Raw genomic sequence first — 16502 nt, 5'->3', positions numbered from 1 at the left:
CCAGTGGCGTCCAACCCAGCATGAAGACGACGCAACAGCAGCTGCAGCATCTCTATTGGCGAGCCGGCTTCGGGCCGAGGGCACAGGACCTGGCTACCGATGGCTCGGTGCGCAAAGCGTGGCGCCGGATACTGCATGATTCTGAACCGTATGAGCCGCTGGCAAGTCCGCAGATGGCCTACGCCGAGCAGCCGGAGCCGCCAATGGTGCCCGCGCCTGCCGCGGGCACGCCGCAAACCAGCATGACCACCACGCCCGACCAGACGAGTGGCCTGGCAACTGCAGCGCCTACCGCTGGGGCAAGCGTAGGCCAGTTGCGGAAGCGTGCTCTGACGCCGGAGCAGCGCAAGCAGCAGAACCAGAACATTCGGGCGGCTTTTTATGCCATGAACACTGGCTGGCTTGACCGGATGGCCAACTCGCCGGCTCAGCTGCGCGAGAAACTCACGTTCTTCTGGCATGGCCATTTTTCCTGCCGCGTGCGCCGGCCCGATGCGGCACTGCAGCTGCATAATACTATCAGGAGGCTGGCCCTGGGCAAATTTGCTGATCTGCTGCTGGCCGTGAGCCAGGAGGCGGCCATGCTGCAATTTCTCAACAACCAGCAAAACCGCAAGCAGCGCCCCAACGAGAACTTCGCCCGCGAGCTGATGGAGCTGTTCACGCTGGGCCGCGGCCACTACACCGAGCAGGATGTGAAGGAAGCCGCCCGCGCCTTTACCGGCTGGAGCGCCGATGCCCAGAACCGCTTCGTGTTTCGGCCCAAGCTGCACGACGACGGCCCCAAAACCTTCCTGGGTCAGACCGGCAACTTCGGCGGCGAAGACATCCTGCGCATCATTTTGCAGCAGCCCCAAACGGCGGAGTTTATCACCACGAAGCTCTACCGTTTCTTCGTGAACGATACGCCCGATCCGGCCCGTATCAAGCCGCTGGCCCAGGAGTTCTATAAAAGTCAGTACGATATCAGTGGCCTACTGGAGCGCATGTTTCTGGCCGATTGGTTTTACGCGGCGCCTAATGTGGGCACGCGCATCAAGTCGCCGGTGGAGCTGCTGGCGGGCATGAAGCGCACCTTTGGGGTTCAGCTGGTCGATGACAAGCCGCTGATTGTGTTTCAGAAAGCGCTTGGTCAGACCTTATTTCAGCCGCCGAACGTGGCTGGCTGGCCCGGCGGCCGCAGCTGGATTGATTCGTCATCGTTGCTGTACCGGCTGCAGCTGCCCTCAGTACTATTCCGGAACGCAGAGTTTCGGGTGGCCCTGAAGGAGGACGAGAACGACCTGGCCCCGCAGGTTTCCCGCGCCGACCGCACCTTCAACCAGCCCGTGAAAACCACCGTGAAGCTCGCGCCCATTCGGGAACTGCTCAGCCAGACCCCCGCGCCTCAGCAAGCTGCCCCTTTGGCTGATTTTGTGCTGCAGACGCCTATTCGGCCCGAGAACATGACGCTGGTGCAAGCCGCTGGTGACAAAGCGCCCGAGGAAGGCCGCCTGCGCACCATGGTAACGGCCCTGCTGAGCCTGCCGGAATACCAGTTGATGTAATTACTCCATAGAAAACAACGTCATCCTGAGCTTGCGAAGGATCTTCCCACGGTAGCACGAGGCGCTAGGCCAGTCGGTCAGGTGTGGTAAGATCCTTCGCAAGCTCAGGATGACGTAAAAAAATACGTTTATGACCACTCGCCGCGACTTTCTGAAGACTTCCGTGCTGGCCAGCTCACTGCTGTTCGTGCCGAAATTCCTGCATGCGCTAGACCAGCAGGGGCTGCAAACGCTGCACAATTCCAACGGGCGGCGGCTGGTGGTAGTGCAGCTGGGCGGCGGCAACGATGGCCTGAACACCATCATCCCGTACCGCAACGATATATACTACAAGTCGCGGCCGACGCTGGGGATACGGGAGCAGAGCGGGATTCTTACGCTCGGTCAGGACCTGGGCTTCAACCCGACCATGACGCAGCTCAAAGGCCTCTACGACCAAGGCCAGATGGGCATTCTGAACGCCGTGGGCTACCCCAATCCCGACCGGTCGCACTTCCGCTCCATGGATATCTGGCAGAGCGCTTCTGACTCCGATAAGTACGTGGGCACCGGCTGGCTCGGGCGCTACCTCGACTCGAACTGCGCCGACTGCCAACTGCCCTACAACGGCTTGGAGGTAGACGATACGCTGAGTCTGGCCATGAAAGGTGGCCTACGCAAAGGGTTGTCGTTGAAGAGCCCGGAGAAATTCCACCAGCTGACGCAAAACCGCTTTATCGCGCAGGTAAGCCAGCAGAAGTCGTCAAATGCAGCCGGCTCGGAGCTGGATTATCTGTACAAGACGTTGGCGGAAACCACCTCATCGGCCGACTATCTGTACCATACTTCTAAAGTGTATAAGTCGGGAGTGGCCTACCCGAATACGGAGTTCAGCAAGAACCTGAAAACCGCCGCCGAGCTGATCAATTCCGGTATTGAGTCCCGTGTGTTTTACGTTTCTCTCACGGGCTTCGATACGCACGTGCGCCAGCAGGAGCAGCAGGGCAAGCTCCTGCAAGACCTGAGCAGTGGCCTAGGCGCCTTTGCTGAGGACCTGCAGAAAGCTGGCAACTTCGATGATACGCTGATTCTGGTGTTCTCAGAGTTTGGGCGCCGCGTAAGCCAGAATGCCAGCAACGGCACCGACCACGGCACTGCCAACAACGTGCTGCTGCTGGGCGGCGGCCTGAAGCAGAAAGGCATCCTAAACGCCGCCCCCGATTTGCTCAACCTCGACCAAGGCGACCTGCGCTACCAGCTCGATTTCCGCAGCATCTACGCCACCGTGCTCCGCGACTGGCTGGGCGCCGACGACACGGCCATTCTGGGCCGGGAGTTCCAGCGGTTGAGTGGCCTGGTGTAAACTGAATGGCAAAAAAAGCTGATTTGCTCTCGTAAGGTGTTGGGGAGTAGTAACATTATTCGCGTTTTTGGCGACGTAGGAAAGGATATTCTTTCTCTCCCATAATGGCCTGATGCCCAACCACCAATAAGCCAACTGGGTTTGTGAGCAATGAAACATCCCGCAGCCAGTGAGGCTGCGGGATGTTTTTGTTGTAGGCCAGTAGTTGATGATGCAGGCTCAGTGGCGAGAGGGCTTACCGCCGGAACGTGACACCCACAAAGAACTCACGATCAGATTCCCTGCTTAGGGCTAGGTGAGTACCGAAATCAAACTGCAGATTATCGTTGACGCTGAAAATGGGGGCAATATTTACGGAGGAGCGCCAGCCAGAGTGCTCCGCATCCCACTGCGTTACCCCTTCCACCAAGAAACTGAAGACGTCGCTGAACTCATGATCCAGCGCCACGGAGGGCATCACGCGCATGTAGTGGTTGTCCTGCTCACGGTCGTAGTTTACATCAGATTCTATTTGCACATCAAGGTTCCATTTGTGCGGCAGCATGATATTAACGGGCAAAATCAGGCCGCCTTCTACGGCCCCGCTGCCAGCTTTACCACCTGTGGGCAGGCGCGTATAGGCCACTACTCCCATTGATATGGGCCCCTTTTGGTCGTTGCCAAGGAAATTGTGCTTCACCCGAATGGCCAGGTCGCCGAAACCACGGTTATGGTCCCAGTCAGTTTGTCGCTCACCGCGTTGCTTGCTGATGCTGTAGAGCGGTACTTCCACTTGCAAATCGGTACGGCGGCTCAGGCCCATTTTGGCTACGGCGTAGGCTACGTGAAAATCGCGGTTACGCATCGTGTCCTCACGGGAGTTGATAAGACGCAGGGCATCAGTTTCCAACTGAAAATGTCCGGCATCTACCGTAAACGGGCTTTCCGTTACGCCGGGCCGGTCGGGGCGCATCTCTCGCAGCTGTTTACGGGGCACGGGGTGAAACAGGTCGAAATGGGCCGAATCGTAAGGACAGGATTTCTTCAGATCCTGCGCGGCCAGCTGCAAGGGCAGCAGCGCCCCGAGCAGCAGGAGAGTGGTACGAGTAAACATGAGGGGAGGAGTAAGAGGGCGTATGCGCCGCCTACGCAAACGCCCGCCGAGTGGCCTAGAACGACAGCGTTATTTTCAGACTCAGGTTACGCCCTTGGTTGTAGATGCCCGCCCGGCCGTTGGCCGAAGCCGCGTAATACTCGAAGTATTTCAGTCGGTTAAGGTGCGACTGGTAGGTGGTGTTGAATGCATTATCGAGCTGCAAAAAAAACTGCAGCCATTCGCGTTTTTCCGGGCCGCTGGCTAGGCCAGTTCCCAGGCCCAGGCCCACCAGAGCATAGCCCTCCGTGCGGGTTTCGGTGTTATCCACGGCATAAAACCGGTTCTGGGGCGCATTGTAGTCGAGCACGGCACGTACGTAGGGCTGCCTGAGCGACCCCCAGGGCTGCTGCTTGCTGAGGCGCACTTCGGAGCGGGTCCGCAGGGGCGGAATGAAGGGCAGGTACCTGGCGTCCGCACCATTTTCCTGCAGTAAACTAGTTTCCCGGTTGAGGCCCGTTACGTAGGCCAGGCTGTTGTTGAAGGCCAGCGCCGGCCACGCCTTCGGGTGCAGATTCACGGTAGCCTCAAAGCCGTAGAGCTGCGCCCGGCCCTGTTGGTATTGGTAAGTAGCGTTGCCGGGCACCAGCACCACGGGCTGCCCATTAGCATCGTTGAGGCGAGCCTGGTAGATGTAGTTGTTGATGTTGTTGTTGAACACGCTGGCACTCAGCTCGGCATCGGGCAAGTAAGCGCTCAGACCGAGGTCTTCCTGCAGGCTGAACTCCGGCCCAAATGTGCGGTTGCCGAGGTACACGATGTGGGCGCCGGGGTCGAGGCCGTTGGAGCCTACTTCCGTGATGTTGGGCGCCCGGTAGCCCCGCGCCACGTTAGCCCGCAGCAGCAGTCTATCCGACAAATTATAGGTGGCGCCCACGCTGGCCGAAGCCCCGCGGTACGTAGCCCGAAACGCCGGAAACTGCGGCTCCAGGCCACTCACAGCGGGTACCTGCTGCGAAAACCCCGTAGCCGGATTCAGGCCCACGGCAAAATCAGACCAGTGGAGCAGGCGTGTATCGTAGCGTAGGCCACCCGAGAGGTCGAGCTTGCCGAAGCTCCTTTTCAGAAACGCGTAGCCACCTACATCGAATAAAGAATAGTCGGGAATGGGGAAGTCAGTGGCGTCGCGGTTGCGGTTGAGCTGGTACATGCCATTGAGGCCCAGCGTGGCTTCTAGGCCGTGCCAAGTAGGGGCGGCGTAGCGCACATCGTAGTTGTAGGTATTCAAGGCCACGGCCAGGCCAGGTTGCGCGGGTGCAGTAGGATGGTTGTACTCGCGGCGGATATTCTGCTGGGCGCCCAGCAGTGCGTGCAGCTCCCCACTGCCTACCCGCAGCCGCGTGCGGCTCAGCAGGCGGTAGTGCTGAATGTGCTGGTGCAAGGGGTTGATGCGGTAGGTAGCCAGCTCGGCAGTGGGCACAATGGGTCGGTGCTTGATAATATCCAGCCCACTTTCCAGCACTTGGCGCGTAAACCGCCTGCTCAGGGAGTCGCGGCTGCCATCCGGAATTTCCTGTAGGTTATCATACAGCGTGGCGTATAGCTGCAAGGAGCCCCAGGTTTTCTCTAGGCCTGCCATGGCCGTAAGATTCAGCTCCCGGAAAGCCGTGCCGTACACGCGGCCTTCCAGGGCGTTGCGGTAGGCCTGTGCCAAGCGGTAGGAGCCCCGCCCCGCATACTGCCAGCCAGCCTTGTTGTAGTTCAGCCCCAAGGAAGTCCCGATCAGGTTATTGTTGGTCTGGTATTCCGTCAGTACGTCGCCCTGCAGTTGGCCTACGGGGCCGTTGGGCAGGCGCGGCAGCATATTGATTACGCCGGCTACGGCATCGGAGCCATAAATCAGGCTGGCGGGGCCTTTCACTACCTCAATCCGGTCGATATCATACTGGTCGATTTCGATGCCGTGCTCATCGCCCCACTGCTGGCCCTCCTGGCGTAGGCCATTGTACAGTGTGAGTACGCGGTTGTAGCCTAGGCCTCTTATGAAGGGCTTGCTGATATTCGGGCCAGTAGTCACAGCACTTAGGCCGGGTACGCCTTTCACGGCGGCATCAATCACGTTGTTGCTGCCATTCAGGTTCACTTCGCGCCGGCTCAGTACTGCCACCGGTACGGGGCTTTTGCGCAGTTCCGTGGCTCTCGATACGCCTGTTACTACCACTTCCTGCAAGGCGGCTGGGCTAGGTGAAAGGCGGGCGGAAACCTCGGTGGTTTGGCCTTCTGCCACGGCCAGCCGCTGCCGCTTGCCCTGAAACCCTAAGCTGGAAAACACCACGTCATGGACTCCGGCGGGTATTCCGTGCAGCTCGTAGCGGCCCTGAGCATCGGTAGCGGTACCGAAGGAGGTGCCTGGCAGCACCACCGTAGCCAGTTCCAGTGGCCTGCCTTCGGCTAGCACCTGCCCCCGAATACTGCCCGTCTGGGCCGTGGCCAGCGAAACTGGAAGTAGCAAGAGCCAGGTAATATACAAGACGAAGTGTTTCATGATTTTGATTGACCTATTATTTTTATTTAGATAAGTCTAAATCTTTAGGCCCGAAAAAGGCGCGAGAGGTATCCCGCGCCTTCGTTCTCTTAGCCGAAGAAGGTTTCGTAAAGCAGATAGAGGTTGAGCACGATGATGATGGCGGATACTATCCAGGCCACCACCTGCACCCACGGCCGGTTTACAAACACGCCCATTTTGAGCTTGCTACTCGTGAACATTACCAGGGGCACCACCGCAAAGCTGAGCTGAAACGACAGAATAACCTGGCTGAGCACCAGCAGCTCGCCAGTGCCTTTCTCCCCATAAATCAGCGTCACGATGAGGGCCGGTATTACGGCAATGGCGCGCGTGATGAGGCGGCGCACCCAGGGCTTCAGCTGCAGGTTCAGGAAGCCTTCCATCACAATCTGGCCGGCCAGCGTGCCCGTGAGCGTAGAGTTCTGGCCCGACGCCAACAGCGCCACGGCAAACACGATGCTGGCCGCGCCCGCGCCCAGCACCGGCGCCAGCAGCTCATAAGCTTGGTTGATATCGGCTACATCGTGGCGGCCGTTTTTGTGGAAAGCCGCAGCGGCCGTTATCAGGATGGCCGCATTCACGAAGAAGGCCAGGAACAGGGCCACTGTGGAATCGATGGTGGCGAACTTGATGGCTTCGCGCTTGGCGGGCTCATCCTGGCCGTAAGCGCGGGTCTGGACAATGCTGGAGTGCAGGTACAGGTTGTGCGGCATCACGGTAGCGCCCAGTATTCCGATGGCTACGTAGAGCATGCCGGGGTTCGTGACTACCTCGGGCTGGGGCACCATGCCAGCCAGAATCCCGAAATAATCGGGGTGCGAAACGATGATTTCGTAAAGGAAACAGCCAAAAATTACCACAATCAGGCCGGCCACGATGCTTTCCAGCACCCGGAAGCCTTTGTGCTGAAACATGAGCACCACCAGCACATCCAGAATCGTGAGCACCACGCCCCAGGGCAAGGGCAAACCGAACAGCAAATTGAGCGCAATGGCCGAGCCGATAACCTCGGCCAGGTCGCAGGCAGCAATGGCTATTTCGCATAGAAACCACAACACCATGCTTACCGGCTTCGAGAAATGGTCGCGGCAGGCTTGGGCCAGGTCGCGGCCTGTCACGATGCCCAGCTTGGCGGCCAGGTGCTGTAGCAGCATGGCAAACAGGTTGGATATCAGGATGACGGAAAGCAGCGTATAGCCGTAGCGCGAGCCGCCGGCAATATCCGTAGCCCAGTTGCCGGGGTCCATGTATCCCACGGCCACCATCAGGCCCGGCCCCCAGAACGCCATCAGCTTGCGCCAGAAAGAAGCATCCCGCGCCGGCACTTTTATAGAAGCATATACCTCCGCCAAGGAGTTGTTCTTCCGGGCGCGCCTCCAACCCGTAGCGGCCTGCGTGGCAGCTTCAGAAGCAGGAGCAACGGGAGGAGGTTGTATGGCTGGAGGCATAGGGTCAGGAATAGCAGAATTCACAAAGTAAACGTTTTTAGGCTTGTCTAAATTTATTTTTAAGACAGGTTAATTACTCCTTTTGTTTCAAAAAGTTGTGGCATCGGTGGCCGGCCGGGTTTTTTACCTGAATTTTGTGGCTCGTCCCACGGTTACGTCTCTATGTTTTCACTTCCTCTCAAGACGCGCTACGGACTATTGTCGCTGGTAGTTAGCGTAGTACTGGTGGCTATCAAGTTCTACGCCTACCTGCTCACCCGCTCGCAGGCCGTGCTTACGGATGCCCTGGAGTCCATCATCAACGTGGTGACGAGTGGCTTTGCGCTTTACAGCATCTACCTGGCCAGCCTGCCCAAGGATGAAAATCACCCCTACGGTCACGGCAAAATCGAGTACCTCTCCATTGGGTTCGAAGGCGCCCTGATTCTGATTGCGGGTGTCTATATCTTCCGCTCGGCTATTCAGGCTTTACTGAACCCACACGCGGTAGAGCGGCCCGATTGGGGTATGGCGCTGCTGGCCATCACGGCCATTGTAAACCTGGTAGTGGGGTTCCTGCTGGTGCGGGCCGGCCGCCAACACAACTCGGTGGCGCTGGTGGGCGATGGGCAGCACCTGTACATGGACTCCGTGAGCACGCTGGTGTCGTGCCTGGCGCTGCTGCTGGTGCTGTTTACCGGTAATGAAGTATTTGACTCGGGCGCGGCTTTGCTGCTGGGCGTGTTCATTGTCGTGAACGGCTACCGCATGCTGCGCCGCTCCATTGGTGGCCTGATGGATGAGTCGGATGTGAAGACCGTGAAGCAGGTGATTTCGGAGCTACAGGCGCACCGCCAGCCTTCCTGGATTGATGTGCACAACCTGCGTGTGCTGCGCTACGGCTCCGATCTGCACGTCGATTGCCACGTCACGATGCCTTATTACTTCACCCTCGATGAAACGCACGCCCAGGTGCATCGCATTGAGGAGTTTGTGGCTAGCAAGTTTGATGTAGAGGTAGAAATGTTCGTGCACGCCGACCCCTGCACCTTCGCGGCCTGCTCGCACTGCCACATGCCCGACTGCCCGGTGCGGCAGCATTCCTTCAGCCAGGAAATACCCTGGACGGTAGCCAATACCGTGAAGAACGAGCGGCACCAGCTGCTTTTGGAGGAAGAGGAGCAATAGGCCCGCTAGGAGTGGCCTAGGCCAGTAACCTATCGAAAGGCCCGCACTTCTCCTGAGGTACGGGCCTTTGATTTTCGGTAGAAAGCCTACTTATCGGAAAACCAGGAATACAGAAACCAGAGCAGCGTCATCAGTCCAAACACATACCAGATCCATTTCGTGGATTCGGGGTCAGAGTCGGGGCCGTGCGTCCGCTCGCGGCGTCTCATGAAAGGAGGAAGCATACTCGGTTGCTTGTGAGGTGGAATACGAAGCAGCCTTTTCTTACGGACCGAACGCATAGGACGTTTTGGAGCAGCTTAGCTAGGCCTATTCCACCAGCAGGCGCTGCGTGATGCGCCCAGCGGCAGTCAGAACCTGCGCCGAGTACACGCCCGGCCGCAGCCCCGCCAACGATATTTCTATGGCTGACTGCCCCGCAGCAAAACGGCTCGTCCTGACCACCCGGCCCAGTGCATCGCGCAGTTCCAGGGGCGCCGGGGTGCTGGTGGGCGCGGGCAGCCTGAGCGTAACGCTGTGGCGGGCCGGGTTGGGCCATAGGCCTAGAGCTTCCTGGCGGACGGCAGTAGTGGGCGTGGCTACGTAGGCCAGGTTTTCCAGCACCAGAATCCGGTCGTCGGTAGAGGCAGGGTTGCCGCGGCCATCCTGGTTGCTGGTGCCCACGTACACGCGCCCCTGCGGCGACACGCAGATAGCCCGCAGCCGCCCAAACGACGTGAGGCTGAACACTCCCTCACCGGCGGTAGTACCCGTTGCGTTGAGCGGAATTTGGGTGAGCTTGCTGCCGCGCAGTGTAGCCGCCAGCAAACTGTTTCGCCAGCCCGGAATGGCTGGGTGGTCATAGTATGTGAGGGCAGCTACTCCCACGGTAGGAGCCCAAGTGAAAATGGGCTCCCGCACGTTGTTGGCAGTACAGTAGGCCTGTTCGGCGCTAAGGTTGCACAGGCCCTCCACGGTAGGCCAGCCATAGTTGCGGTTGGGCTCAATGATGTTCACTTCATCTTCCGCGTTTTCGCCGTGCTCTGAGCTATATAGCAGTCCATTGGAGCCCCGCACTAAGCCTTGGGGGTTACGGTGCCCGAAGGTGTAGCTGTAATTGCTGGCTACCGGGTTATCGGCCGGAATAGAGCCATCGAGGTTGAGGCGCAGAATCTTGCCATTCAGCGAGGCCCGGTCTTGGGCAGCGGGGCGGTCCTGTGCGTCGCCGGTAGTCATAAGCAGGGTGCGGTCGGGCAGAATGAGCAAACGAGAGCCGCTGTGGGTGCTGGTGGCCGCAATGTTGCCCAGCAGTACCAGCGGCTGGCCTAGCGTGCCATTGGCATAGGTCAGGCGCACCAGCTTTTCCTTGTAGCCATTGTCGTTGTAGTTGTAGACCACATAGACGTAGGGCGAGGTCGTGAAATCGGGGTGGAGCGCCATGCCCAGTAGGCCACCCTCGGAGCTCGTGGCCACATCCGGGAGCGTGATGAGCGGCGAAACGGCGCCAGTAGTGGGGTTCACGCGGCTGATGCGGCCGCCGCGTTCTGTCATCCAGATGAAGTTATCGGGCCCCCATACCAGTTCCCACGGCACCTGCAGGCCCGTGCTTAAGGCCGAAACCGTGACGGTAGAATTGCCCACCGGAAAAGTCGTCAGGACGGGTAGCGTTTGGGCCGAGGTGGAGCATGTAAACAGAGCACCTGCGAGAAATAGAGTAACCAGAAGTTTCATAGTCAAGGGGTTAGGAGAGGCCTAGGCAGCCTACTAGATCAACGGATTATTCTGCCCACCGGATGAGCGTAAGCCATACTTTCGCGGTGTAACTTTCCGTGCTCCACCTACTGGCCTACAGAGCCGTTTTTCGTCCGCTTACTTATGTTCACTATCAGCACCGACCCTGCCCGCCTCGATGTTTCCGTTATCCACCGCTACTTGTCGCAGGAGTCGTACTGGGCGCAAGGCATTCCGCTGGAAACGGTGCAGCGTGCCATAGTGAACTCGCTGAACTTTGGCGTGTATGCTCCCGTTGGCCGGCAGGTGGCCTACGCCCGCGTCGTCACCGACAAAGCTACGTTTGCCTGGCTCTGCGACGTATTCGTGCTGCCGGAGTTTCAGGGCCAGGGCATTGGGAAGCAGCTGCAGTCCGAAATCTGGCAGCACCGAGAGTTGCAGGGGTTGCGCCGCTACCTGCTGGCCACGCTGGATGCCCACGGCCTGTATCGGCAGTTCGGCTTCCAGGACCTCGCCGCACCGGAGCGCTACCTGGAAATAAAGCGAGCTAATCCGTATGGCACGCCTACCGCAAATTAGTGGGTTGATAGTCAGTGGATTTGCAGAAAAAGCGAGCTTTTGGCCGAAAATGGGCACTACAGGGCCTTTTTATGCGTCAGGTAAGTAGTATATTCCTTATCACTCGCTATCCGTCTGCTCTATCCGATGAATACGACCCTGGCCTCCCGCTGGTACCGCCTCACCACGCCCCTCCTTGCCGATGCCGCGTGCCGGACGGCCATGCTGCAGCAGCTCACCCTGGCCTACGAAGGCTCCGACCGTCATTACCATTCCCTGAAACACATCAAAACCCTGCTCGACAGCGCCCAACAGCACGCGGCCGGGCTGCAGGATGCGGAAGTGGTACAGCTGGCCATCTGGTTTCATGATGCGGTGTACAGCACGCGCCGCGACGACAACGAGAAGCGGAGCGCCGCACTGGCCCTGGAATTCCTAGGCCACACCAGCCTATCAGAGCAGCGCCGTCAGCGCGTGGCCTACCTGATTGAGCGAACCAAAGACCACACCCAGCCCCAGCCCGCCACCGACTCCGACCTGCACTTTTTTCTTGATGCGGACCTACAAATCCTCGGTGCTCCGGAGGCCGACTATTGGCAATACGCCCGCCAGGTGCGACAGGAGTACCGTTTCGCGCCCGATTTTATGTATCGCCGTGGCCGCCGCAAGGTGCTGGAGAAGCTGCTGAACTGCCCCCTGCTCTACCAAACGGCCCTCTTCCGCGACAAGCTGGATGCGCAAGCCCGCCGCAACCTGCAGGCCGAATTGAAAGCCTGGGAGAACGGTGGCGTGTAGGCTCAAAATAAGCATTGCAAGCTCAACCGTTTGTACCCTAGTGAGTTTCTATAACGGCTGGCATAATCTTTAAACCAGTCAGGGCGCTAGTAGGAGCAAATAAGGCGGAAAGCAAAGCAGAGAATGCTTTTTAGCATGTATTAAAACTAGTTTAGGCCAGAATCTTTACTCGATATCGCACCAGATAGTTACTCTCTTGCAGCCTCTTTAGTAAGCAGGTTGACTACCCTCAAACACCTCAGCTTTACAGTTGAGGTGTTTTCGTTTACGGGTTATGTATATGAGCAAGAAAAATCTATATGATTAGTCTATTTCAAGATCTTATTATACTTTGTGGTAAGATTGATAAGTAATAGCAAGTTTTGTTGTAATATTTTAACAAGTATATACTATGATTTTGAGCCGTGGTATAGGCCTCTTTCGCTCCTTTCTTCTCCTCATATTTTCCACCCCAACCCTCCGCGTTTATGAAGCAGCTTAAAGTTCTGGCAGCATTCTTTGCCACCTCTTTCGTCCTATTAACAGGTTGCCAAAAAGAAATTGATAGTTCGGTGAAGCCAGCAACGGCTAGCCAATCATCTAACCTCTCCGTCAGCGACGCCCGGGAAAAGCTCGAGCAGATGCGCGCTTCTATGCCCGCCGGCTTTGATGCTAAGCTCAAACAACACTCAGCCCTGCTGCTGAAAAACGATCCGCAGTACCGTGACATGGCTCGCCGGGCGCTAGGCCTAGAAGCCACAACGTGTGATGATAACACGCTTGTAAATCAGTGGCTTGGCAAAGAACTATCCGACTGGAAAGGTGCCGGCTACTACGTGAACTATACGGCCATGCTGGATGTGCCTACCTATGATGCATTACTATTTGAGAACAGCTCTGCTAACCAAACCTTTGGCCCCAACGGCGAATACACGCAGCGCCTGACCAAGACATTTAAAGACCTGCAGCGTTTCTGGAACATCCAGTCAAGTGATATTGTGCTGGCTGCTATGCATGGCAGCACCCTGCGCGACCGGAATAAGCTCATCAGAACCTACGAAGCCGGGTTTGGTCTGAACGAAGAAGATGCAGTGTATTATGCCGATCTGGTATTGCTGATTCTACAAGCCTTCCCAGAGTTGCGCAACGGCGACCATCCCATCTTCACCTTCAATGCTTTTGCTCAGGAAGGCTTCGAATTTCCTCCCTACGGCACTATCCCCAGCAAGATTATCATGGGTGATGGTATCATGCAGGCCTACACGGGTATTGGGTTCGGTGATGTAGCTCCCCAGGCCATCTTAGCTCACGAATTCGGTCACCAAATTCAATTTCAACTGAACCTATTTGGCGACGACAACACCCCTGAAGCTACTCGCCGCACTGAACTGATGGCGGACGCCTATTCGGCGTACTTCCTGTCACATTCGCGAGGCGCTGCTATGCAGTGGAAGCGGGTGCAGCAGTTCCTTCAGGTGTTCTTCAACATCGGCGACTGTTCATTCAACAGCACCGGGCACCACGGCACGCCTACCCAACGCATGGCCGCCGCTGAATGGGGCTACAACCTAGCCAACAACGCTCAGAAGCAGGGCCACATCCTCACTAGCCAGGAGTTTACCAAGCTGTTTGAGGCACAGCTGCCTGTGCTGGTAAAGAAATAACCAGTAATCACAGCCATAAGTAAGGCGCCCATAGCAGTAGTGCGAATAGAGATATTCGCCTACTCTATGGGCGCCTTTTTTTGGTATCTAGCACGGCTACGTAAGCATTCAGAATACCCACTGTGCAACGCCTACGCCTAAGCTATGTCCATTGGCTGCCGTGGCGTAAGTTGCAGTCCGGCTTATCCCACCGCTCCCCTATGCTGAAACGTCTTCTCTTGCTGCTAGCCGCTGGGCCAGCTTTCTACTCGGTAGCCAATGCTCAACAGCTGGTGCCGCTCACCGTTGAAAAAATCATGCGCGACCCGGCCCAGTGGCTGGGGAATTCGCCCACGAACATCTACTGGGCTGAGGATGGCAAGCGCATTTACTTCAACTGGAACCCCGAAAAAGCCCGACGCGACTCGCTTTACAGCATCAGCCCCAGCGGCGGTACGGCCCGCAAAGTCAGCATCCGAGACCAGCAAAATCTGCCCGCCGCCACGGGCGAGTACGACCAGGCCTACACACGCAAAGTGTATGAGAAGGACGGCGACATTTACCTGCTCGACCTCAAAACCCAGCGTGCCCGCCGCGTAACCAGCACGGCCGAGCGGGAAACCGACCCCACGTTTGCGCTCCAGGGCAAGCTCATCAGCTACTCGCGCGCCAACAACCTCTATACCTGGGACCCCGCCACCGGCGAAACCGTACAGCGCACCGATTTCCGCCGCGGCAACAGGCCTACAGATGCCTCCACGGATAAGGCGGAGAAGTTTCTGAAGGCGCAGCAGCTGGCCCTGTTCGATATTATCAAGCTGAAAGACCAGGATGCCAAAGCCCGGCAGCGCCAGCAGAAAGCCCTGGCCAAGCTGCGGCCCAAAGCCATTTGGGTCGGCCAGCAGTCGGTGCGCAACCTGCGCCTCTCGCCTGATGGCCGCTACGTGACCTACACCCTGGCCCAGGAGCCCAGCGCCGAGAAAGTGGCGCTGGTGCCCAACTTCGTGACGGCTTCCGGCTTCACTGAGGATATCAGCACCCGCACTAAAGTAGGCGCTTCGCAAACGGCGTATCAGCTAGGCCTGTATGATATCGGGCGCGACACGACGTTCGTGCTGGGCTACCGCGAATTGAAGGGCCTCGATGAGCAGCCAGCCTACCGCAAAGAGTATCAACTACCTGCGAAAGCGCCTATGCCCGCCGACTCTGCGAAAGCAGCTACCGCGGCCAAAAAGGAAAAGCCAGCCACCGAGCTGCGCCGCGTAATTCCGTTCGGCCCGTTCTGGTCAGAGGATGGCAAGCGAGCTTTCCTGGTCATTCGGAGCACCGATAACAAGGACCGCTGGATTGTAGGCCTCGACCCTGCTACCCAGAAAATCAACATGCTTGACCGCCAGCACGACGACGCCTGGATCAACGGCCCCGGCATTGGCTACGATGAAGGCAACGTGGGCTGGATGCCAGACTCGCGCCGCATGTGGTTCCAGAGCGAGGAAACCGGCTACTCGCACCTCTACACCGTGGATGTGACCAATGGCCAGAAAAAGGCCCTGACCAGCGGCAAGTTTGAAGTGCAAAAGGCTCAACTCAGCCGCGACAAAAAAACGTGGTACCTCACTGCTAACAAAACCCATCCTGGCGAGCAGCACTTCTACCGCATGCCCCTGAACGGCGGCTCTATGACCCAAATTACCACTTTGGCAGGCGGAAACGAAGTTACGCTCTCACCCGATGAGAAGACGCTGGCCGTGCGTTACAGCACCGCCAATACGCCCTGGGAGCTGTACGTGATGGACAACAAGCCCGGCGCCAAAATGCGCCGCCTCACCCACAGCACCACGCCGGAGTTCGAGAGCTACGCCTGGCGCACGCCCGAAGTCATTACCATCAAAGCCCGCGACGGAGCCGATGTATATGCCCGCCTATACAGGCCTAGCAGCCCGCAGGCGCAGGGCCCAGCGGTTATTTTTGTGCACGGAGCGGGTTATCTGCAGAACGCGCATAAATGGTGGAGCACCTACTTCCGTGAGTACATGTTCCACAATTTGCTGGTGGATAAAGGCTACACCGTGCTCGATATCGACTACCGCGGCTCTGCCGGCTACGGCCGCGATGTGCGCACGGGCATCTACCGCTACATGGGCGGCAAAGACCTCACCGATCAGGTAGACGGAGCCAAGCTGCTCACCGATAAATATGGCGTCAGCCCTCAGCGCATAGGCATATATGGTGGCAGCTACGGCGGCTTCATCACCCTGATGGCTATGTTCACACAACCCGATGTGTTCAAGGCCGGTGCCGCCCTGCGCTCCGTTACGGACTGGGCCCACTACAACCACGGCTACACCGACAACATCCTTAACGAGCCCTACAACGACTCGGTGGCCTACGCCCGTTCGTCGCCGATTTACTACGCCAACGGCCTGAAAGGGTCCCTGCTCATGTGCCACGGCATGGTCGATACGAACGTGCACTTCCAGGACATTGTGCGCCTCTCGCAGCGCCTCATTGAGCTGCACAAAGAGAATTGGGAACTAGCCGTGTACCCCGTAGAAGACCACGGCTTCATCGAACCCAGCTCCTGGACCGATGAGTACAAGCGCATTCTGAAGCTGTTTGAAACCAATCTGAAGCCATCAACCTCCGCTGGCGGTAGCACTGGCGGGCAGTAGCAA

Annotated in this window: 12 protein-coding genes; 7 read left to right on the top strand and 5 right to left on the bottom strand. The window is 58.0% G+C overall.

Annotated features, from left to right (window positions below):
- Positions 1-20 precede the first annotated feature (20 nt).
- Positions 21-1547, top strand: a complete 1527-nt coding sequence (locus CFT68_RS15065; protein WP_088844360.1) for a DUF1800 domain-containing protein — start codon at positions 21-23, stop codon at positions 1545-1547.
- A gap of 130 nt (positions 1548-1677) precedes the next feature.
- Entirely contained in the window at positions 1678-2889 is a 1212-nt protein-coding gene (locus CFT68_RS15060) for a DUF1501 domain-containing protein (protein ID WP_088844359.1), read from the top strand.
- 235 nt (positions 2890-3124) lie between these two features.
- Here the strand turns inward: CFT68_RS15060 and CFT68_RS15055 are convergent, their stop codons facing one another.
- The 3 genes from CFT68_RS15055 to CFT68_RS15045 all read right to left on the bottom strand — a co-directional run bounded on the left by CFT68_RS15055 (position 3125) and on the right by CFT68_RS15045 (position 7975).
- Positions 3125-3982 (bottom strand): transporter, encoded by an 858-nt coding sequence (locus CFT68_RS15055; protein WP_088844358.1) that lies wholly within the window; start codon positions 3980-3982, stop codon positions 3125-3127.
- A 55-nt stretch (positions 3983-4037) separates the two neighbouring features.
- Complete coding sequence (locus CFT68_RS15050; protein WP_088844357.1) at positions 4038-6506, bottom strand: TonB-dependent receptor; 2469 nt, start codon at positions 6504-6506, stop codon at positions 4038-4040.
- Positions 6507-6595: 89 nt separating this feature from the next.
- A complete protein-coding gene (locus CFT68_RS15045) occupies positions 6596-7975 on the bottom strand; it encodes an Nramp family divalent metal transporter (protein WP_088844356.1) in 1380 nt (459 codons plus the stop codon).
- A gap of 162 nt (positions 7976-8137) precedes the next feature.
- Here CFT68_RS15045 and CFT68_RS15040 point away from each other — a divergent pair, with 162 nt between their 5' ends.
- Positions 8138-9142 carry a cation diffusion facilitator family transporter gene (locus tag CFT68_RS15040; RefSeq protein ID WP_088844355.1) on the top strand — a complete coding sequence of 335 codons (1005 nt, stop codon included), beginning with the start codon at positions 8138-8140 and terminating at the stop codon, positions 9140-9142.
- 86 nt (positions 9143-9228) lie between these two features.
- On the opposite strand, the gene CFT68_RS22275 is transcribed toward CFT68_RS15040, so the two are convergent.
- Positions 9229-9351 carry a hypothetical protein gene (locus CFT68_RS22275; protein ID WP_262490720.1) on the bottom strand — a complete coding sequence of 41 codons (123 nt, stop codon included), beginning with the start codon at positions 9349-9351 and terminating at the stop codon, positions 9229-9231.
- Positions 9352-9451: 100 nt separating this feature from the next.
- Positions 9452-10852, bottom strand: coding sequence for a PQQ-dependent sugar dehydrogenase (locus CFT68_RS15035; protein WP_170934818.1), 1401 nt, complete (start codon positions 10850-10852; stop codon positions 9452-9454).
- Positions 10853-10996: 144 nt separating this feature from the next.
- Here CFT68_RS15035 and CFT68_RS15030 point away from each other — a divergent pair, with 144 nt between their 5' ends.
- The 4 genes from CFT68_RS15030 to CFT68_RS15015 all read left to right on the top strand — a co-directional run bounded on the left by CFT68_RS15030 (position 10997) and on the right by CFT68_RS15015 (position 16499).
- Positions 10997-11431 carry a GNAT family N-acetyltransferase gene (locus CFT68_RS15030; RefSeq protein WP_088844354.1) on the top strand — a complete coding sequence of 145 codons (435 nt, stop codon included), beginning with the start codon at positions 10997-10999 and terminating at the stop codon, positions 11429-11431.
- Between the two features lie 126 nt (positions 11432-11557).
- Positions 11558-12205, top strand: coding sequence for an HD domain-containing protein (locus CFT68_RS15025; RefSeq protein ID WP_088844353.1), 648 nt, complete (start codon positions 11558-11560; stop codon positions 12203-12205).
- Between the two features lie 620 nt (positions 12206-12825).
- On the top strand, positions 12826-13848 hold the full coding sequence (locus tag CFT68_RS15020; protein ID WP_141106582.1) for a neutral zinc metallopeptidase: 1023 nt from the start codon (positions 12826-12828) through the stop codon (positions 13846-13848).
- 200 nt (positions 13849-14048) lie between these two features.
- Positions 14049-16499, top strand: coding sequence for a prolyl oligopeptidase family serine peptidase (locus CFT68_RS15015; protein ID WP_088844351.1), 2451 nt, complete (start codon positions 14049-14051; stop codon positions 16497-16499).
- Positions 16500-16502 lie beyond the last annotated feature (3 nt).

It is taken from the genome of Hymenobacter gelipurpurascens, from assembly GCF_900187375.1.
GTDB lineage: Bacteria > Bacteroidota > Bacteroidia > Cytophagales > Hymenobacteraceae > Hymenobacter > Hymenobacter gelipurpurascens.
This window is presented reverse-complemented; position numbering and strand designations above follow the sequence as displayed.

Coding starts and splice junctions, on each gene's coding strand:
- CFT68_RS15065 (WP_088844360.1), top strand. CDS start 21: ATGAAGACGACGCAACAGCAGCTGCAGCATCTCTATTGGCGAGCCGGC.
- CFT68_RS15060 (WP_088844359.1), top strand. CDS start 1,678: ATGACCACTCGCCGCGACTTTCTGAAGACTTCCGTGCTGGCCAGCTCA.
- CFT68_RS15055 (WP_088844358.1), bottom strand. CDS start 3,982: ATGTTTACTCGTACCACTCTCCTGCTGCTCGGGGCGCTGCTGCCCTTG.
- CFT68_RS15050 (WP_088844357.1), bottom strand. CDS start 6,506: ATGAAACACTTCGTCTTGTATATTACCTGGCTCTTGCTACTTCCAGTT.
- CFT68_RS15045 (WP_088844356.1), bottom strand. CDS start 7,975: ATGCCTCCAGCCATACAACCTCCTCCCGTTGCTCCTGCTTCTGAAGCT.
- CFT68_RS15040 (WP_088844355.1), top strand. CDS start 8,138: ATGTTTTCACTTCCTCTCAAGACGCGCTACGGACTATTGTCGCTGGTA.
- CFT68_RS22275 (WP_262490720.1), bottom strand. CDS start 9,351: ATGAGACGCCGCGAGCGGACGCACGGCCCCGACTCTGACCCCGAATCC.
- CFT68_RS15035 (WP_170934818.1), bottom strand. CDS start 10,852: ATGAAACTTCTGGTTACTCTATTTCTCGCAGGTGCTCTGTTTACATGC.
- CFT68_RS15030 (WP_088844354.1), top strand. CDS start 10,997: ATGTTCACTATCAGCACCGACCCTGCCCGCCTCGATGTTTCCGTTATC.
- CFT68_RS15025 (WP_088844353.1), top strand. CDS start 11,558: ATGAATACGACCCTGGCCTCCCGCTGGTACCGCCTCACCACGCCCCTC.
- CFT68_RS15020 (WP_141106582.1), top strand. CDS start 12,826: ATGCGCGCTTCTATGCCCGCCGGCTTTGATGCTAAGCTCAAACAACAC.
- CFT68_RS15015 (WP_088844351.1), top strand. CDS start 14,049: ATGCTGAAACGTCTTCTCTTGCTGCTAGCCGCTGGGCCAGCTTTCTAC.